We start from the raw sequence: 15476 nt of genomic DNA on the forward strand, positions 1-15476 counted from the left end.
TTACTTACTAATAAATCTTAAGTATCTGTTTTGAACGCTAAGGTCTTCTTTAAACTGACCTAAGAAATAATTTGTAACTGTTGTGGCATTTTCTTTCTTAATACCCCTCATAGTCATACATTGATGTGTTGAATCTATTGTTACAGCCACACCTTTTGCATCTAAAGATTCCATTATTGTTTTAGCAATTTGCATCGTAAGTCTCTCTTGAGTCTGTAATCTTTTTGAAAAAACTTCTACTACTCTTGCAAGTTTACTTAAACCCACAACTCTCTCATTTGGAATGTATGCAACATGTGCAATTCCAATAATTGGAGCCATATGATGTTCACAATGACTTTGTACAGAAACATTTTTTTGTACAACCATATCATCATAACCCTCAACATCTCCAAAAGTTTTATCTAAAATTTTATTAGGGTCTTTTGCATATCCACCAAAATATTCTTTATATGCTTTAATAACTCTTTTTGGAGTTTCTAATAATCCTTCTCTACTAGGATCTTCACCCATCCAAGTTAAAATAGTTCTAAAAGCCTCTTCAGCTTCTTTATCAGAAACTTTTTTGGTATCTAAAATTTTGCTATCTGTCTCTTCAACTAATTTCATAAGGCAAGTTTATACAGTAAATCATTGCTTTTAAAATATTTAATATATTGTTCAATATGCTACATAATCACCTAGATATGTTTAAAAAAAGAGAAAATATAGTCGAAATTGAAGAAGGGAAATTCCTTTCACCAAAATTTGATAATGATGGCTTAATTCCAGTCATCACTATGTGCTCAAAAACTAAAGATGTTTTGATGCATGGATATATGAATGTTGAAGCTTTTAAAAAAACCATTGAGACTAAAGAGGCTCATTATTTTAGTAGATCTAGAAAACAGATTTGGCACAAAGGCAAAACTAGTGGCTTTACTCAAAAAGTAAGTGAAATTAGAATTGATGATGATCAGGACTCAGTCTGGTTAACTGTTGATATTGGTGATGGTTCAAGCTGTCATGTGGGTTATAGATCTTGTTTTTATAGATCCATTCCACTTGGTGCAATTGAAAATGGTAGAGAAGTTGAGATGAAATTTGAAGAAAAAGAAAAATCTTTTGATCCTGAAGTTGTCTACAAAGGTCAACCTAATCCAACAAAAATTTAAATGAGTGACAAACAAAAAAATGTTTTGGGTGAAGATCTAGAAGAATGTTCTAACGATCCTTTAACAGGATGGCATAGAGATGGTTGTTGTAGTACTGATGAAAATGATCATGGGGTTCACACTGTTTGTGCAAAAGTTACAACAGAATTCTTAGAATGGTGTAAAGAAGCTGGTAACGATTTAATAACTCCTCATCCTGAATTTGGATTTCCAGGACTAAAGGCTGGAGATGGTTGGTGCGTTTGTGCTAGTTGGTATGCAAGAGCTGCTGATGCTGGGAAACCTTGTCCTGTATATTTAAAAAGAACACATGAAAAAACTTTAAAACTTGTTTCTATGGAAGTTTTAAAAAAAAAATGCTATTGATTTATCTTAGTTTATCTCAAGATAAGATAATTAGATTATAATTTTAATTTGATTAAAAGCTCTATAAATAAAATTACTTAAAGATCTCATATTTTGATTTTGTAATTCTTGAACTTCATCTAATGCAACACCTGAAATATTTAAAGTAATCAACTTCTTTTCATTAATTTGAAGTATATTTTTTTTTATCAAATATTTTAATTTTCTAATAACTGTTATTCTTGGAATTCCTGTTACATCAGAAATAGACATTGCATTAACTCCTCTATCATCAGAGCCTTGGATTGAAGTCGCGTATTTTTTTCTAGTTAAATCTTTTATTTTAAAGCTTTTATTATCAGCTGCGTTAACTAAAACTAAAAGTCCAATACAAAAAGTTTCTAAGTCTCCAACTTGTTTTCTGCATCTGTTAGTAAATATGAATAAGAACTTATAAAATTGATACCAAACAAAAGAAAAGTTTTTTTTAATTGAATCTGAAATTTCTGTAGTTGGGTAAGCTACTTCAACAATATCTTCTTCTTTAAGAATTTTATTAAACTCGCACAATAAAACACTCATATTTTTTAAAGTTAAATTTGCTTGAACTACAGGAATTGCTGTTCTATTTACAAAAATTTGTTTACCTTTTCTTTTAATTATCTCTGCTTTTTCTAGTTCTTCAACTTTTCTTCTTACACTCTCTTTTGGTATTTGAAGATCTTTTGAAATTTTGCTGATATTAATTTTTTCTACTTCTAATGTTTTATCCTTATAGAATGTGTCATAATCAACTATTAACCCATTTTTTCTGAAGAATATAAAATCTTGGTTAATTATGTAAATTAAGATTATATATTTATCTATATTTCCAAAATTTTCGTAGGCCCCAATCAACCAACTGTTTATCCATTTGTAATAAGATGGTGCCAATCTACTAAAGTTTTTATCAATTACTTTGAAGATTATTTTTTCATCAATTTGAGATGATATAGTTGGTTTAACATTCATAATCCTAAAAAACCCAATTTGAACAATACATAAGCAAGAGTCAACCCATTTTGGACAATTGAGTTATTTCAATTTTTTTAAAAAATTAGTATTGATTAATCATGAGTTTAGAAAAATTAATTTCTACAGAAATAAATGACCTTCCTCCTTTACAGACCCCCAATAATAGCGAGGAAGTTTCATCATCAGGAAGAGTAGATATTAATGTACTTTTAAACAGAGCTAGAAAACAAAGAGAAAAAGAAGCTAGAACAAACCTAGTTTTTGCAGGATTAATAGTTTCTTTGATGTTTACTGTTGGGTTAATCTTATCTTTCTAATTACATATTTCCATATTTAGGTCCACCACTTCCCTCTGGTGTTGCCCATGTAATATTTTGAGAAGGCTCTTTAATATCACAAGTTTTGCAATGAATACAGTTTTGTGAGTTTATGACAAATTTATTTAGACCATTTTCATTTTGAACCTCATAAACTCCAGCTGGACAATATCTTTGCGCTGGTTCATCAAATTTTTCTAAAGTATAATTAATAGGTAAGTTTGGATCTTTTAGCTGCAAATGTACTGGTTGATTTTCAGCATGATTAGTTCCTGTTAAATAAACAGAACTTGTTTTATCAAATGTAATCACGTTATCTGGTTTGGGATAATCAATTTTTGGCATTTCATTTGCTGGTTTTAGTGTTTCGTGGTCAGCATGTTTGTGTCTTAAGGTAAAAGGTAATTTTCCTCTAAATAATATTTGATCAATTCCAGTAAATATTATTCCAAGAATTAAACCCCAACTAAAACTTGGTTTAACATTTCGAGCAGTATGTAGTTCTCCATAAATCCAACTTTTTTTAAATTTGCCTTCATAAATTGATAAATCTTGTTTTTTTTTTAAATGTTCATTAATAGTTTCTGCTGCAATCATTCCACTTTTCATTGCAGTATGAGACCCTTTAATTTTAGGCATATTTAAAGTTCCCGCATCACAACCAATTAATAAAGCACCCGGCATAAACATTTTAGGTAAACTTTGAAGTCCACCTTCAATTAAAGCCCTTGCTCCATATGAAATACGTTTTCCACCTTCAATTATCTTTTTAATTGCAGGATGAGTTTTAAATCTTTGAAATTCGTCAAACGGAGAAAGATGTGGGTTTTTATAATCAAGACCAATTACATAACCTAAAAAAATTTGTTTGTTTTCTGCATGATACACAAAGCTTCCACCATAAGTATTGTTATCTAGTGGCCAACCTGCAGTATGCATTACCATTCCCTCTTCATGATTTTGTTCACTGATTTCCCAAATTTCTTTAAATCCAATTCCATATTGTTGAGGATCTTTACCCTCTGATAAATTATATTTTTCAATTAATTGTTTTCCAAGATGTCCTCTACATCCTTCTGCAAATACAGTAACTTTTCCTAAAAGCTCTATGCCTGGTTCAAAGCCATCTTTTTTATTGCCATTTTTATCAACTCCCATGTCTTGAGTTGCAACTCCCTTAACCGATCCATCTTCATTGTACAAAATTTCACTTGCAGGAAAACCTGGAAATATCTCAACACCTAAAGCTTCCGCTTGTTCTGCTAGCCATCTACATAAGTTTGCTAAGCTAATTATATAATTATTATGATTTTGCTGAACAGAAGGAAGTAGCCATGTGGGCCAACTTAAAGATTTTGATTTTCCTAAAAATAAGAATTTTTCTTTAGAAACCTTAGTTTTTATAGGTGAATTAAGTTCTTTCCAGTTAGGTAATAACTCATCTAAAGCTCTAGTTTCAAAAACATTACCACTTAGAATATGCGCACCAATCTCGGAAGCTTTTTCAAGCAAACATACATTTAATTCTGGATCTAATTGTTTAAGTTTAATTGCCGTAGATAGTCCTGAAGGACCACCCCCAACGATTACCACATCATAATCCATTGCTTCTCTAGGCATATCTTGAATTTTTACAGTAATGATTATTTTTGTATACTATTTAATTTATTCAATTCTTCTAAGAATTGAGGTAACGCCTCAAATAAATCAGCTTCTAAACCATAATCTGCGACACTAAATATTGGCGCTTCACCATCTTTGTTTATAGCAACAATAATTTTACTTTCTTTCATTCCAGCTAAATGCTGAATTGCACCAGAAATTCCAACTGCAATATACAAATCTGGTACAACAACTTTGCCAGTTTGACCAACTTGATGTTCATTGCTAATATAGCCTGCATCAACCGCAGCACGTGATGCTCCAATTGCAGCATTAAGCTTATCTGCAATATCAGTTATTAATTTAAAATTTTCTCCATTTTGCATTCCTCTTCCACCAGAAACTACAATTCTAGCAGTGCCAAGCTCAGGTCTGTCTGACTTAACTTCTTCTCTTTTAATAAATTTTGAAAGTGTAAATTCTTCAGTAGCATCAATTTTTTCTATTGGTGCGGATCCACCAGAAGTTTCACAAGGCTCAAAAGATGTTGGTCTAATTGTTACACATTTTTTAGCATCTGTACTTTTTACTGTAGCAAATGCATTACCCGCATAAATAGGTCTTATAAATGTATCAGCTGATATCACTTTAGTAATGTCACTTACTTGAGATATATCTAAGTGTGCTGCTATTCTTGGCATCAAATTTTTACCAAATGTATTTGCAGAACTAATAATATGAGAATAATTTTCTGAAGCTTTTACAACTAATGGTGCAAAGTTTTCTGCTAAGTAGTTTTCATAGTGAGGAGCTTGAGCATGTAATACTTTTTTAACAGCTGGCATTTCAGATAATGATTTAGCAACATCTCCACAATTATTTCCAATTAATAGGACATGTACATCTCCATCCATTTGTGATGCTGCAGTAATTGCATTTAATGTAAAAGGTCTAACTTCTTTATTATTATGTTCTGCTATTAATAGAACTGACATTATATTACCTTTGCCTCATTTTTAAGTTTGCTAACTAATTCAGCAACGCTTGCAACTTTAATTCCTGCTTTTCTTTTTGGTGGTTCTTCTACTTTAATTTGTTGAACTCTAGGTGTGGTATCAACTCCTAAGTCAGAAGTTGTTAAAATTTCTAAAGGTTTTTTTTTAGATTTCATAATATTTGGTAGTGAAGCATAACGTGGCTCATTTAATCTTAAATCACACGTCACAATAGCTGGAAGATTAACTTCAATTGTTTCTAATCCTTCATCAATTTCTCTTGTTACTTCTAAAGTTTTGTCTTTTATTTCAATTTTTGATGCAAATGTTGCTTGAGGCCAATTCAGTAAAGCACTTAACATTTGACCTGTTTGATTGCAATCATCATCAATTGCTTGTTTACCCATGAAAACTAGATCTGGTTTTTCTTTTTCAACAATTTTTTGCAGTGCTTTTGCTACAGCTAATGGTTCAACTGTTCCCTCAGTTTTGATTAAAATTCCTCTATCAGCACCAACAGCTAAAGCTTTTCTAACTGTTTCTTGTGATTTTTCCTCACCCACTGTAATTGCAATAATCTCTGTTGCCTTACCTGCTTCCTTAATTTTTACAGCTTCCTCAATCGCATTATCATCAGGTGGATTGCTGGACATTTTTACGTTATCAGTGACAACACCAGTTCCATCCTCTTTAACTCTGACTTGAACGTTGTAATCAATTACTCTTTTAACTGCGACTAATATTTTCATTATGCTCTCAATAAATTATTTTCTGGATCGTAAGGACTCTCATCCAATATAGTAGCATCGTACATTTTTCCTAAAATATCAATTTTCAATTTTTGACCAGTTGTCGCAACATTTGGGTTCACCATTCCTAATGCAATCGATTTATCTAGTCTAAATCCAAAATCACCTCCTGTTGCACGTCCAACAACTTTGTCGTTTTGATAAATTGGATTGTTTCCTAGAACATCCGCATCTTCAACATTGTGAATTTCCATAGTAACCAGTTTATTTTTAAAACCTTTTTCTCTCCATTTATTAAGTGCTTCTAAGCCAATAAAGTTTCCTTTATTTGGATGTATAAATCTATCTAGTCCAGACTCGTAAGGTGAATATTCAATTGATAATTCTGTCCCAACAAGTTTATAAGATTTTTCAAGTCTTAAACTATTCATCGCTCTAATCCCATAAGGCTTAATACCTAAATCTTTTCCAGCTTCCATTAATTTATCAAATATATGGTTTTGGTATTCAATTGGATGATGAAGCTCCCAACCTAATTCACCGACAAAGTTTACTCTCATAGCATTCACTGGTGCATTTCCAACATTTACATTTTTAGCACTCAACCATTTAAAGTTTTCACCAGAAAAATCATCACTAGAAACCCTTGTCATTAATTCTCTAGCCTTTGGACCAGACACAACTAGCACACCCATACTATTTGTTAGATTTTCAAATTGAACTGTCCCATCATTTGGCATCCATTTTTGAATCCAATCATGGTCTAATCTTTGATTTGCTCCTGCAGAAACTAAATAGAAACTATCTGGGGCTTCTCTCATTATAGTAAATTCAGAGTGCACTCCTCCTTTTGTATTAAGGGCGTGACATAAACCAATTCTTCCTATTTTTTTTGGAAGTTTGTTTGCTACTAAATAATCTAAAAATTCTTCCGCACCAGGACCTTTAATTCTACATTTTGCAAATGCAGTCATATCTAAAAGACCCACATTTTCTTTTACATTTTTACATTCTTTTTTTATTGCTTCAAACCACTTGGATCTTCTAAAAGACCAATCATCTTTTTGCTCCATTCCATCTACTGCAAAAAAATTAGGTCTCTCCCAACCAAATTTTTGACCAAAAACAGCACCTAATGCTTTCATTCTATCATAACAAGGTGATGTTCTTAATTCTCTAGCAGCACCTCTTTCTTCGTCTGGATAATGAACTTTAAACACGTGGTTGTAAGCTTCTTCATTTTTTTCTTTTAAATAAGATTTTGTTGCATAGTCACCAAACCTTCTAGGCTCAACACCAAGCATATCAATTGTTGGTTCTCCATCTACAATCCATTCTGCAAGTTGCCAACCAGCACCACCTGCTGCGGTAATACCAAAACTATGCCCTTCATTTATCCAAAAATTTTTAAGTCCCCACGCTGGACCTACAATTGGGTTTCCATCAGGTGTGTAACAAATTGCTCCGTTATAAACTTTTTTTACACCCACTTCGCCAAAGGCTGGAACACGATGAATTGCGCCTTCTATGTGTGGGGCAAGTCTATCAAGATCTTCTTGGAATAATTCGTACTCAGAATCTTTTGATGGGCCGTCTACATAACAAGCTGGAGCACCATCTTCATAAGGTCCTAAAATTAAACCACCTGCTTCTTCTCTCATATACCATCTACTATCGCTATCTCTTAAAACTCCCATCTCTGGTAAGCCTTCTTTTTTTCTTTTTAAAATATCTGGGTGTGCTTCTGTAACAATATATTGATGTTCAACTGGAATAACTGGAATATCTAAACCAACCATTTTTCCAGTTTGTCTTGCAAAATTTCCTGAACAAGAAATTACATGTTCACATTCAATAGCTCCTTTATCAGTTTCAACAATCCATCCATCTTTAGTCTGTTTAATTCCTACTACAGCTGTATTTCTATAAATCTCTGCACCCATGTTTCTTGCACCTGTGGCCATTGCTTGTGTTAAGTCTGCAGGTTGAATATATCCATCTTCAGGATGTTGTATCGCCCCAAGTAAATCTGAAGTATTACACAAAGGCCAAATTTCTTTAACTTGATCTGGTGTTAAAAATTTTACATCAACACCTATAGTTTGTGCAACACCTGCATATTGGTGGTACTCATCCATTCTATCTTTAGTGCTTGCTAAACGAATATTTGAGACAACACTAAAGCCAACATTCTGTCCGGTCTCTTCTTCTAATTTTTTATACAAATCAACCGCATACTTATGAAGTTGTCCAACTGAATAACTCATATTAAATAATGGAAGCAGACCTGCTGCGTGCCAAGTTGATCCTGAAGTTAATTCTTTTCTCTCGACAAGAACAACATCAGATAAACCTTTTTTTGCTAAGTGATAAAGTGCACTAACTCCTACTACACCACCACCAACTACAACAACTTTAGCTTTAGATTTCATTAGTCCGATTCCTACTATTTTTTTATTATTAACGAAACAAAAATCGTTTAGTTGTTAACTTAAACTGAAGATCCAAGAGGCATTGGTGCGGAGACCATTGTGGTCAGCCAGCAGTCCTTAAGAGGACCCTCTTTTATATATTTTTCAACTGTCCACTTAAATTTATAGTAGACCTTATCATTATCAAGGACTGTCACTTCAAAAAGAGCAGTTAAATCATCAGATTTTATCGCCACAACCTTATGATCCAAGTGATTAAGAAGCATCACATAAGATTTTCCTTTTATCATCGTTTTAAATCGATCTAAAGGACCTGTATTTTTTTGATTATTTGGGTGTGCAAATTCCCAAGCCTGCTCAATTCCATTATCTTTTTTTGGATTATCATTCTGTTTTAAACTTCTTAATTGAATTTTGACAACTTGATAAGGTTCAATCTCATTATTAGGCTTAACTAATTCAGCAAATGATGGAGATGTTAAAAATAAAGTAATTAAAATTACTTTATATATTTTGTGCAGTGGTTCTAACATCTTCTAAAAATTGTTCTCTTTTTTTATCACTTACAAACGGTACAGCAAAATATCTTCTGTACACAATATTATAAATACCACACATGTGAAAGACCCCTCTTTTTAATCTTCTTATAGGCAGGTTTAAAAAGAAAGTTGTTACAGCCAGTCTTGGAGATCCATAGGTACAAAAAATTATAGCTTTTTTGTCTTTTAAGTTTCCCATTGGATAGCCATAGTTTCCAACTAATTTTTTAAATGTATAGGCCCATGGTGGTGATAAAACTTTATCTATCCATCCCTCTACAATTGCTGGCATTCTAAAGTTCCAAATAGGTGCAATTAACACAATTGTATCACATTTTTCAATTCGTCTACGATGATCTAGAACATCTTCACCGGCTTGCTCACCAGCAAAAACAGGGTTAAATTTTTCCTTATATAGGTCTACACAATCAACTAAATGACCGTTTGCTTCAACTGTTTCTATAAACGTATCTCTAATCGCAGCGTTAAAGGATTTTTCGTTATAGTGACCATATAAAAGAAATATTTTTTTCATTTGTGTATTTTTAAACTAGTTCTATAAGAAAGCCATGAAAAATTTTTATGTAATTGAAGGTAAACATACCAACCCAAATGAGATTGAAACAATACTAAAGAATACTGAAAAAAAACATGGCCCTTTTGAAGAGAGAGAAGCTACTCAAATTGCCAAAGGGTTAATTCAAAAAAATATAGATGATTTTTATCATCGTGCATGGGTTGTTAAAAACTAACACTGTAAAACTAGGTTTCCCCTCAAAATATTAATTATTAATTTAATAAAAATATTTTCTAAATTATTCCAAATAATTTTTGAAATTCGATTTTAGTACATTTATTAGCAATATAATAAATTTTATTTTTTATGGCTATTTCTTTAGCTTTATCATTTTCAATATTAAGTTGTAGCCACAAAACATGTGCTCCAATTTCTTTAGTTTGATTAGCTATATCTATGGTCTCCTCACTTGGTCTAAAAACATCAACTATGTCTACTTTTTCTTTTATATCCAAAAGAGTTCCATAAACTCTTTCTCCATGTATGGTATCATTTATACATGTTGGGTTAACAGGTATAACTTTGTAACCAGATTTTTGTAAGAATTTCATTACTATATTTGAATCTTTTTCCTTTTTTTTACTTGCTCCTACTAAAGCTATAACTCTTGAGCTAATAAATAGTTCTTTAATTTTATCGTCGATTATTTGTTTTTCCATTTAGGTTTTCTTTTTTCTAAAAATGCCAAAATACCCTCCTTAGCATCCATTGCCATCATATTTTTGGTCATCATTTTACTAGTATACACGTAAGCTTTTCTTAATGGCATTTCCAATTGATTATAAAAAGTTTGTTTTCCAATTTTAATTGTAAAACTTGATTTTGAAGCAATAGTTTTAGCAATTTTTAAAACTTCATTATTTAATTTTGATTTAGGAAATTGATTATTAATTAATCCAATTTCTTTTGCATAATTTGCTTTAATAGGTTCACCAGTTAATAACATCTGCATCATACTTTTTCTATTAATTTTTCTACTAACAGCAACCATTGGTGTACTACAAAATAATCCTATGTTAACTCCTGGTGTTGCAAAAATTGCATCTTTAGAACTATAAGCTAAATCACAACTTGCAACCAATTGGCAGCCTGCTGCAAATGCTGCCCCATGAACTTTTGCGATGACTGGTTTTTTTCCTTCAACTATCTGAAGCATTAACTTTGAGCAAAGATTAAAAAGTTTTTGATATTTTTCTCTTTTCTTTAATCCGCTTACTTCTTTTAAATTGTGACCTGCACTAAAACCTTTTCCAGACCCTTCAATAATAATTACCTTAATATTTTTGTCTTCATCTAATTTTTTAAAAGCTTTAATTAAATCTTCTAAATTTTTAAATGAAAGTGCGTTATATGTTTTTGGCTCATTAATGATGATTGAAGCAATATCTTTATTTAAAAGTTTGACTTTAATATTACTTAAGTTTGCCATCTTCTCTCATTTTAGCTCTGATTTTTGTTGCTGAGATTTTTTGAATTTCCTCTGATAAAACAACTTCTTCTATTTTATAACCAACTCCTCTTCCGTAACAAATATTAGTAATATTAGGAACCATCATTACTTTAAATTTTCCTTCAAATTCTGGATTTAACTTTTCTTCAATATTTTTTTTAACTGTGTCAAAATCAAATGGGTTATCATCAACACCTTGAACATCTCTTATTTGAATACAAACTTGACCCGTTTTTTTAATTATTTCTTGAAATAAAGCATAGTGACCATCATGAAATGGTTGCCATCTGCCAAGCATTTGTGCTGTTGGTTTTTTATTATCCCATTCGTAAGCCATTATTTTATCTCCTTTACTATTATTGGTGCCCAATGTTTAGCATCTTGAGTTGTAACCTGACAATCAAATTTTTCAGGCTTTACAAACATTTTATTAGTATCATCAAAACGTCCCTCTTTTATTGTATTTACCCAAACAATATAATCTGCTGGAAACAAATTTCTCGCCTCTGGCGTTGGGCAAACAAAGTCTGCGATAACATAATTTCCATCACCTTTTAATTTTTTTGCAAAATCTGCCATTCTTTTGGCTTGTCTTATTCTACCTTCTTCTGAAAAGTCCCAATCATTAGCTTCTTTTCTAACTTCATCAGCATTAAGTCTTTTAGCATTTAGTGATGGAGCAAGTTCATTTGCTAATGTTGTTTTGCCAGATCCTGGAAGACCCATAATTAATATTATTTTCATTTTAAACTAAGTTTGTTGCAACCCATTTATGAAATTCATGTGTAGGGTTATCCATTATTGGTGAAAAATTTCCACCGTTATATGCTGGTGAATTTCTACCTTCCTGCATGCCCTCTATGGCTTTTATATCTTCTGACATAACTTCTTTCCAAAATTCTGCATTTTTTTTTTCTCATCTCAGTAAACTCAGATCCATTTGCACTGTCATCACCCACATAATACATTATTAAATGCTCTTTAGTCTCACTAATAGACTTTGGTTCTAACCAAAAAACATAAAAATGGTCTACATGAAGACCGATCATTACGTTTGGAAATAAAGCAATATATTCAGCTTTTTTGGATAAGTCTTTAGGCCAATTTGGAAAATTATTAAAACTTTGATTACCTTTTACTGGTTGGTCGTATTTATTTGTACCTTGGCCAGCAAATCTATTTGGTAAACCTTGAATGTGATAATGGTCACTAATATTTGAAACTTTATTTAATTCAGGATGAATCCAAGGCAAATGATAACTTTCACAGTAATTTTCTATTGCAAACTTCCAATTACATTTAACATCAAGACTGAAATACCCATGATCTTTTGAGTGTTTAAGTAATTTTTGATCTTCCTTAGATATGAATTTTGACCATCTTTCTTCAAGAGGCTTGATATATTCGTCAAACTCTAATTCATTACCATTTATATTGATAAATATTATGTCCATCCAAACTTTGGTTCTAACTTCCTTCAAATTACTTGATGATTTATCGAAATTTTCTGTCTCATGAACATTCAGACCTCCTATATGGGGTGTCGCTACCAACTTTCCATCAAAATCGTAGGACCAGGAGTGATATGGACATCTTAAGACATTTTTTAAAGCACAAGGCTTATCTAAAAGCTTGAAGCCTCTATGGCTGCAAACATTATGAAATACTCTTATTTTTTTCTCTTTATCTCTTAGAATAATAAGAGGAATACCTAGTAAATTATAAGGTTGAGCATCTCCTATAATTGGCACAGAACTTCCAACGCCAATTACTGTCCATTTATCCATGAAAATCCTCTCTCTTTCAATTCTTAGATAGTCAGAGCTAGTGTAGCACTCGTTTGGTAAGCCATGGGCTTTCTCGATGGGGTTCCCAACCACTCTAATTTTATCCAAATCCAAGATCTTTGAAAGTTCAAGAATTTTAAGATTTTCAGACATTAAAAAAAATTATCACCAGCACAATTTTTGGCAACAATTATTTTTATCCACAAGATGAATTTCTTTGACAGCATTTACAAAAAAGATAATCATCGGGAAAATGAATTTTTCACTTGAGGTTGGACCTCAAACAGATCTTGATACACTGCCTCCTGTTAAGGATGTTTATGTAACTATGCTCCCAGGAGGAGATTATAAAGACACAGCCAACCAAACAGCTGCGTTAGTTAAAAAAGGATTTAATCCAGTTCCGCATTTTCCAGCAAGATCAATTACTAATGATGATCAACTTAAAGATTACATTGCAAGATGTAAAGATGTGGGTGCTAAACAAGCTTTAGTTATTGGAGGAAGTAGAGAGCCAGTTGGAAAATTTGATAGTTCAATTCAAATTTTAGAAACAGGATTTTTTGATGGAATTAAAATAGGAATAGCAGGACATCCAGAGGGAAGTCAGGATATTTCTGATAAAGAATTAGAAAAGGCTATGATAGATAAAAAACCTTACGCCGACTATATAGTAACCCAGTGGTTATTAGAGAGTCAACCTATCGTAGATTTCATTTCTAAGCAGTCAGTACCAGTGCATGTAGGAATTACTGGGCCAATGAAAATAACTAGCTTGATTAAATTTGCTAATATTGTCGGGGCGAAAAATTCTATAAATTTTCTTAAGTCTAATTTTAGTAAGGCATTAGATTTATTGAAACCTAAAGACCCTAATGAATTAATTGGGAAAGTGAAAGAGTTTACTGGCAACTTCCACATTTATACATTCGGCGGCTTGAAGGAAACTAACAAGTGGTTGAAGGAGAACGGTTATGTCTAATGAATTTGACTATACTAAACTAAATCATGTGACTTCAGTTGATCAATCAGATCGTGAAGTACCATATAACTTAAGACAAAGTGGACCTACAAAAGTTGAAATGTTAATTTCAACAAGAGTAAGAAAATCTCCATACTGGCATCTATCAATGGAAGCTGGTTGTTGGAGAGCAACTGTTTACAATCGTATTTACCACCCAAGAGGTTATGTAAAACCTGAAGATGGTGGAGCGATGGTTGAATATGAAGCAATTAAAAATCATGTTACAATGTGGAACGTTGCTGTTGAAAGACAAATTAGAGTTAAAGGTCCTGATGCAGAAAAGTTTACTGACTACGTTATAACTAGAGATGCAACTAAAATCTCACCAATGAGAGCACGATATGTAATTTTATGTAATGCTTATGGTGGAGTTTTAAATGATCCTATTCTTCTTAGAATTTCAAAAGATGAATTTTGGTTCTCACTATCAGACTCTGATATTGGAATGTATCTTCAAGGTGTTAACGCTGATGGAAGATTTGATTGTACAATTGAAGAAATTGATGTTTGCCCAGTGCAAATTCAAGGTCCTAAATCAAAAGCTTTAATGAAAGACCTTTGTGGAGATCAAGTTGATTTTGACAATATGCCTTTCTACGGTTTAGCTGAAGTTAAAGTTGGCGGCAGAAGTTGTGTGATTTCACAGTCTGGTTTCTCAGGTGAAGCTGGATATGAAATATACTTAAGAGAAGCAACTAAATATGCTGATGATATGTGGAATGCTGTTCTTGCTGCAGGCAAAAAACATAGCCTAATGGTTATCGCTCCTGCTCACCATAGAAGAATTCAAGCTGGAATTCTTTCTTGGGGACAAGACATGGATCAACAACACAATCCTTTCCAGTGTAACCTTGGTTACCAAGTATCACTATCTGGTAAAGGTGAGTGGAATAAAAAAGCTGACTATGTTGGTAAAGCTGCACTAGAGAAAATGGGCGCAGAGCTTAAGGATGGAAAAAAACCTTATAAACTTCAGTTAGTAGGTCTTGAGTTGGGTGGAAAACCAATTGAAGAATATGCTCCTGACTTTTGGTTAGTGTCACCTGAGAGTGGTGGAGATCCTGTAGGATTTATTACATCACCTTGGTATCACCCTGAAAAAGGTCAAAATATAGCAATGGGATATGTACCATTTGAGGGAACATTAAATGCTAATGGTTTCCCAAAAGGTAAAGTTGGAACTAAGTACAAAGTTCACTTACCTGCTAAATATTCAGACATACCAGGAACACCTGTTGATGCTGTGGTAGTGGATATTCCATTTACAGAATCTTATAACGCAAACACTAGAGAAGTCGTTAAAGGTTAAATCAATTTTTATAGAGAGGGGTAAATTCCCCTCTCTATTATAAATTTCAATAAATTTTTTCTAATAACTGTATATTTATTAGTAAATAAAATTTATATTCCTTATTAATGTATGCTTATAAAAAAATTTTAATTTTCCTTATAATCCTTTTTTTTTTCTTCAACACTACATGCAGAAACTAA

20 protein-coding genes are annotated in these 15476 nt (G+C 32.2%); 6 read left to right on the plus strand and 14 right to left on the minus strand.

The genetic code is table 11. The features are described 5' to 3' along the window. A complete protein-coding gene (folE, locus tag ABXT52_RS04425; protein WP_415271378.1) occupies window positions 1–609 on the minus strand; it encodes a GTP cyclohydrolase I FolE in 609 nt (202 codons plus the stop codon). A 77-nt stretch (window positions 610–686) separates the two neighbouring features. Here folE and hisI point away from each other — a divergent pair, with 77 nt between their 5' ends. Next, the gene (hisI, locus tag ABXT52_RS04430) at window positions 687–1154 is read left to right on the plus strand and encodes a phosphoribosyl-AMP cyclohydrolase (protein ID WP_415271379.1); all 468 of its coding nucleotides are present in this window, start codon (window positions 687–689) and stop codon (window positions 1152–1154) included. Beyond that, window positions 1155–1520, plus strand: a complete 366-nt coding sequence (locus ABXT52_RS04435) for a DUF2237 family protein (protein ID WP_415271380.1) — start codon at window positions 1155–1157, stop codon at window positions 1518–1520. 30 nt (window positions 1521–1550) lie between these two features. Here the strand turns inward: ABXT52_RS04435 and ABXT52_RS04440 are convergent, their stop codons facing one another. Then, entirely contained in the window at window positions 1551–2510 is a 960-nt protein-coding gene (locus ABXT52_RS04440) for a MarR family transcriptional regulator (protein WP_415271381.1), read from the minus strand. A 101-nt stretch (window positions 2511–2611) separates the two neighbouring features. Here ABXT52_RS04440 and ABXT52_RS04445 point away from each other — a divergent pair, with 101 nt between their 5' ends. Beyond that, window positions 2612–2830, plus strand: coding sequence for a hypothetical protein (locus ABXT52_RS04445; RefSeq protein ID WP_415271382.1), 219 nt, complete (start codon window positions 2612–2614; stop codon window positions 2828–2830). Here ABXT52_RS04445 and ABXT52_RS04450 read toward each other — a convergent pair whose 3' ends face one another. The 6 genes from ABXT52_RS04450 to ABXT52_RS04475 are packed head-to-tail and all read right to left on the minus strand — an operon-like array spanning window position 2831 to window position 9682. After that, complete coding sequence (locus tag ABXT52_RS04450) at window positions 2831–4471, minus strand: electron transfer flavoprotein-ubiquinone oxidoreductase (RefSeq protein WP_415272522.1); 1641 nt, start codon at window positions 4469–4471, stop codon at window positions 2831–2833. A 2-nt stretch (window positions 4472–4473) separates the two neighbouring features. After that, a complete protein-coding gene (locus ABXT52_RS04455) occupies window positions 4474–5427 on the minus strand; it encodes an electron transfer flavoprotein subunit alpha/FixB family protein (RefSeq protein WP_415271383.1) in 954 nt (317 codons plus the stop codon). Continuing rightward, on the minus strand, window positions 5427–6176 hold the full coding sequence (locus ABXT52_RS04460; protein ID WP_415271384.1) for an electron transfer flavoprotein subunit beta/FixA family protein: 750 nt from the start codon (window positions 6174–6176) through the stop codon (window positions 5427–5429). The genes ABXT52_RS04455 and ABXT52_RS04460 overlap by 1 nt, the downstream gene beginning before the upstream one ends. Then, a complete protein-coding gene (locus tag ABXT52_RS04465) occupies window positions 6176–8608 on the minus strand; it encodes a GcvT family protein (protein WP_415271385.1) in 2433 nt (810 codons plus the stop codon). The genes ABXT52_RS04460 and ABXT52_RS04465 overlap by 1 nt, the downstream gene beginning before the upstream one ends. 59 nt (window positions 8609–8667) lie before the next feature. Further along, entirely contained in the window at window positions 8668–9141 is a 474-nt protein-coding gene (locus ABXT52_RS04470) for a DUF4864 domain-containing protein (protein ID WP_415271386.1), read from the minus strand. Beyond that, entirely contained in the window at window positions 9113–9682 is a 570-nt protein-coding gene (locus ABXT52_RS04475; RefSeq protein WP_415271387.1) for an NAD(P)H-dependent oxidoreductase, read from the minus strand. Before ABXT52_RS04475 ends, ABXT52_RS04470 begins: the two co-directional genes overlap by 29 nt. Before the next feature lie 34 nt (window positions 9683–9716). Between ABXT52_RS04475 and ABXT52_RS04480 the strand changes: the two genes are divergently transcribed. Further along, window positions 9717–9899, plus strand: a complete 183-nt coding sequence (locus ABXT52_RS04480) for a hypothetical protein (protein ID WP_415271388.1) — start codon at window positions 9717–9719, stop codon at window positions 9897–9899. Window positions 9900–9957: 58 nt separating this feature from the next. Here ABXT52_RS04480 and ABXT52_RS04485 read toward each other — a convergent pair whose 3' ends face one another. Genes ABXT52_RS04485 through ABXT52_RS04510 form a run of 6 tightly spaced genes read right to left on the minus strand, consistent with a single transcriptional unit; the run spans window position 9958 to window position 13114 of the window. Next, complete coding sequence (locus ABXT52_RS04485) at window positions 9958–10383, minus strand: CoA-binding protein (RefSeq protein ID WP_415271389.1); 426 nt, start codon at window positions 10381–10383, stop codon at window positions 9958–9960. Beyond that, a complete protein-coding gene (locus ABXT52_RS04490) occupies window positions 10368–11153 on the minus strand; it encodes an enoyl-CoA hydratase (protein ID WP_415271390.1) in 786 nt (261 codons plus the stop codon). The genes ABXT52_RS04485 and ABXT52_RS04490 overlap by 16 nt, the downstream gene beginning before the upstream one ends. Next, window positions 11137–11511, minus strand: a complete 375-nt coding sequence (locus tag ABXT52_RS04495) for a cytidyltransferase (protein WP_415271391.1) — start codon at window positions 11509–11511, stop codon at window positions 11137–11139. The genes ABXT52_RS04490 and ABXT52_RS04495 overlap by 17 nt, the downstream gene beginning before the upstream one ends. After that, window positions 11511–11918, minus strand: a complete 408-nt coding sequence (locus ABXT52_RS04500; protein WP_415271392.1) for an AAA family ATPase — start codon at window positions 11916–11918, stop codon at window positions 11511–11513. The genes ABXT52_RS04495 and ABXT52_RS04500 overlap by 1 nt, the downstream gene beginning before the upstream one ends. 1 nt (window position 11919) lies before the next feature. Further along, a complete protein-coding gene (locus ABXT52_RS04505; protein WP_415271393.1) occupies window positions 11920–12057 on the minus strand; it encodes an SRPBCC family protein in 138 nt (45 codons plus the stop codon). Then, window positions 12014–13114 carry an aromatic ring-hydroxylating oxygenase subunit alpha gene (locus tag ABXT52_RS04510; protein ID WP_415271394.1) on the minus strand — a complete coding sequence of 367 codons (1101 nt, stop codon included), beginning with the start codon at window positions 13112–13114 and terminating at the stop codon, window positions 12014–12016. Before ABXT52_RS04510 ends, ABXT52_RS04505 begins: the two co-directional genes overlap by 44 nt. A gap of 100 nt (window positions 13115–13214) precedes the next feature. Here ABXT52_RS04510 and ABXT52_RS04515 point away from each other — a divergent pair, with 100 nt between their 5' ends. Together ABXT52_RS04515 and ABXT52_RS04520 are read left to right on the plus strand one after the other, a co-directional pair. After that, on the plus strand, window positions 13215–13943 hold the full coding sequence (locus tag ABXT52_RS04515) for a methylenetetrahydrofolate reductase (protein ID WP_415271395.1): 729 nt from the start codon (window positions 13215–13217) through the stop codon (window positions 13941–13943). Beyond that, the gene (locus ABXT52_RS04520) at window positions 13936–15294 is read left to right on the plus strand and encodes a glycine cleavage T C-terminal barrel domain-containing protein (RefSeq protein ID WP_415271396.1); all 1359 of its coding nucleotides are present in this window, start codon (window positions 13936–13938) and stop codon (window positions 15292–15294) included. Before ABXT52_RS04515 ends, ABXT52_RS04520 begins: the two co-directional genes overlap by 8 nt. Window positions 15295–15476 lie beyond the last annotated feature (182 nt).

It is taken from the genome of Candidatus Pelagibacter sp. Uisw_121 (assembly GCF_047722545.1).
Classification (GTDB): Bacteria; Pseudomonadota; Alphaproteobacteria; order Pelagibacterales; family Pelagibacteraceae; genus Pelagibacter.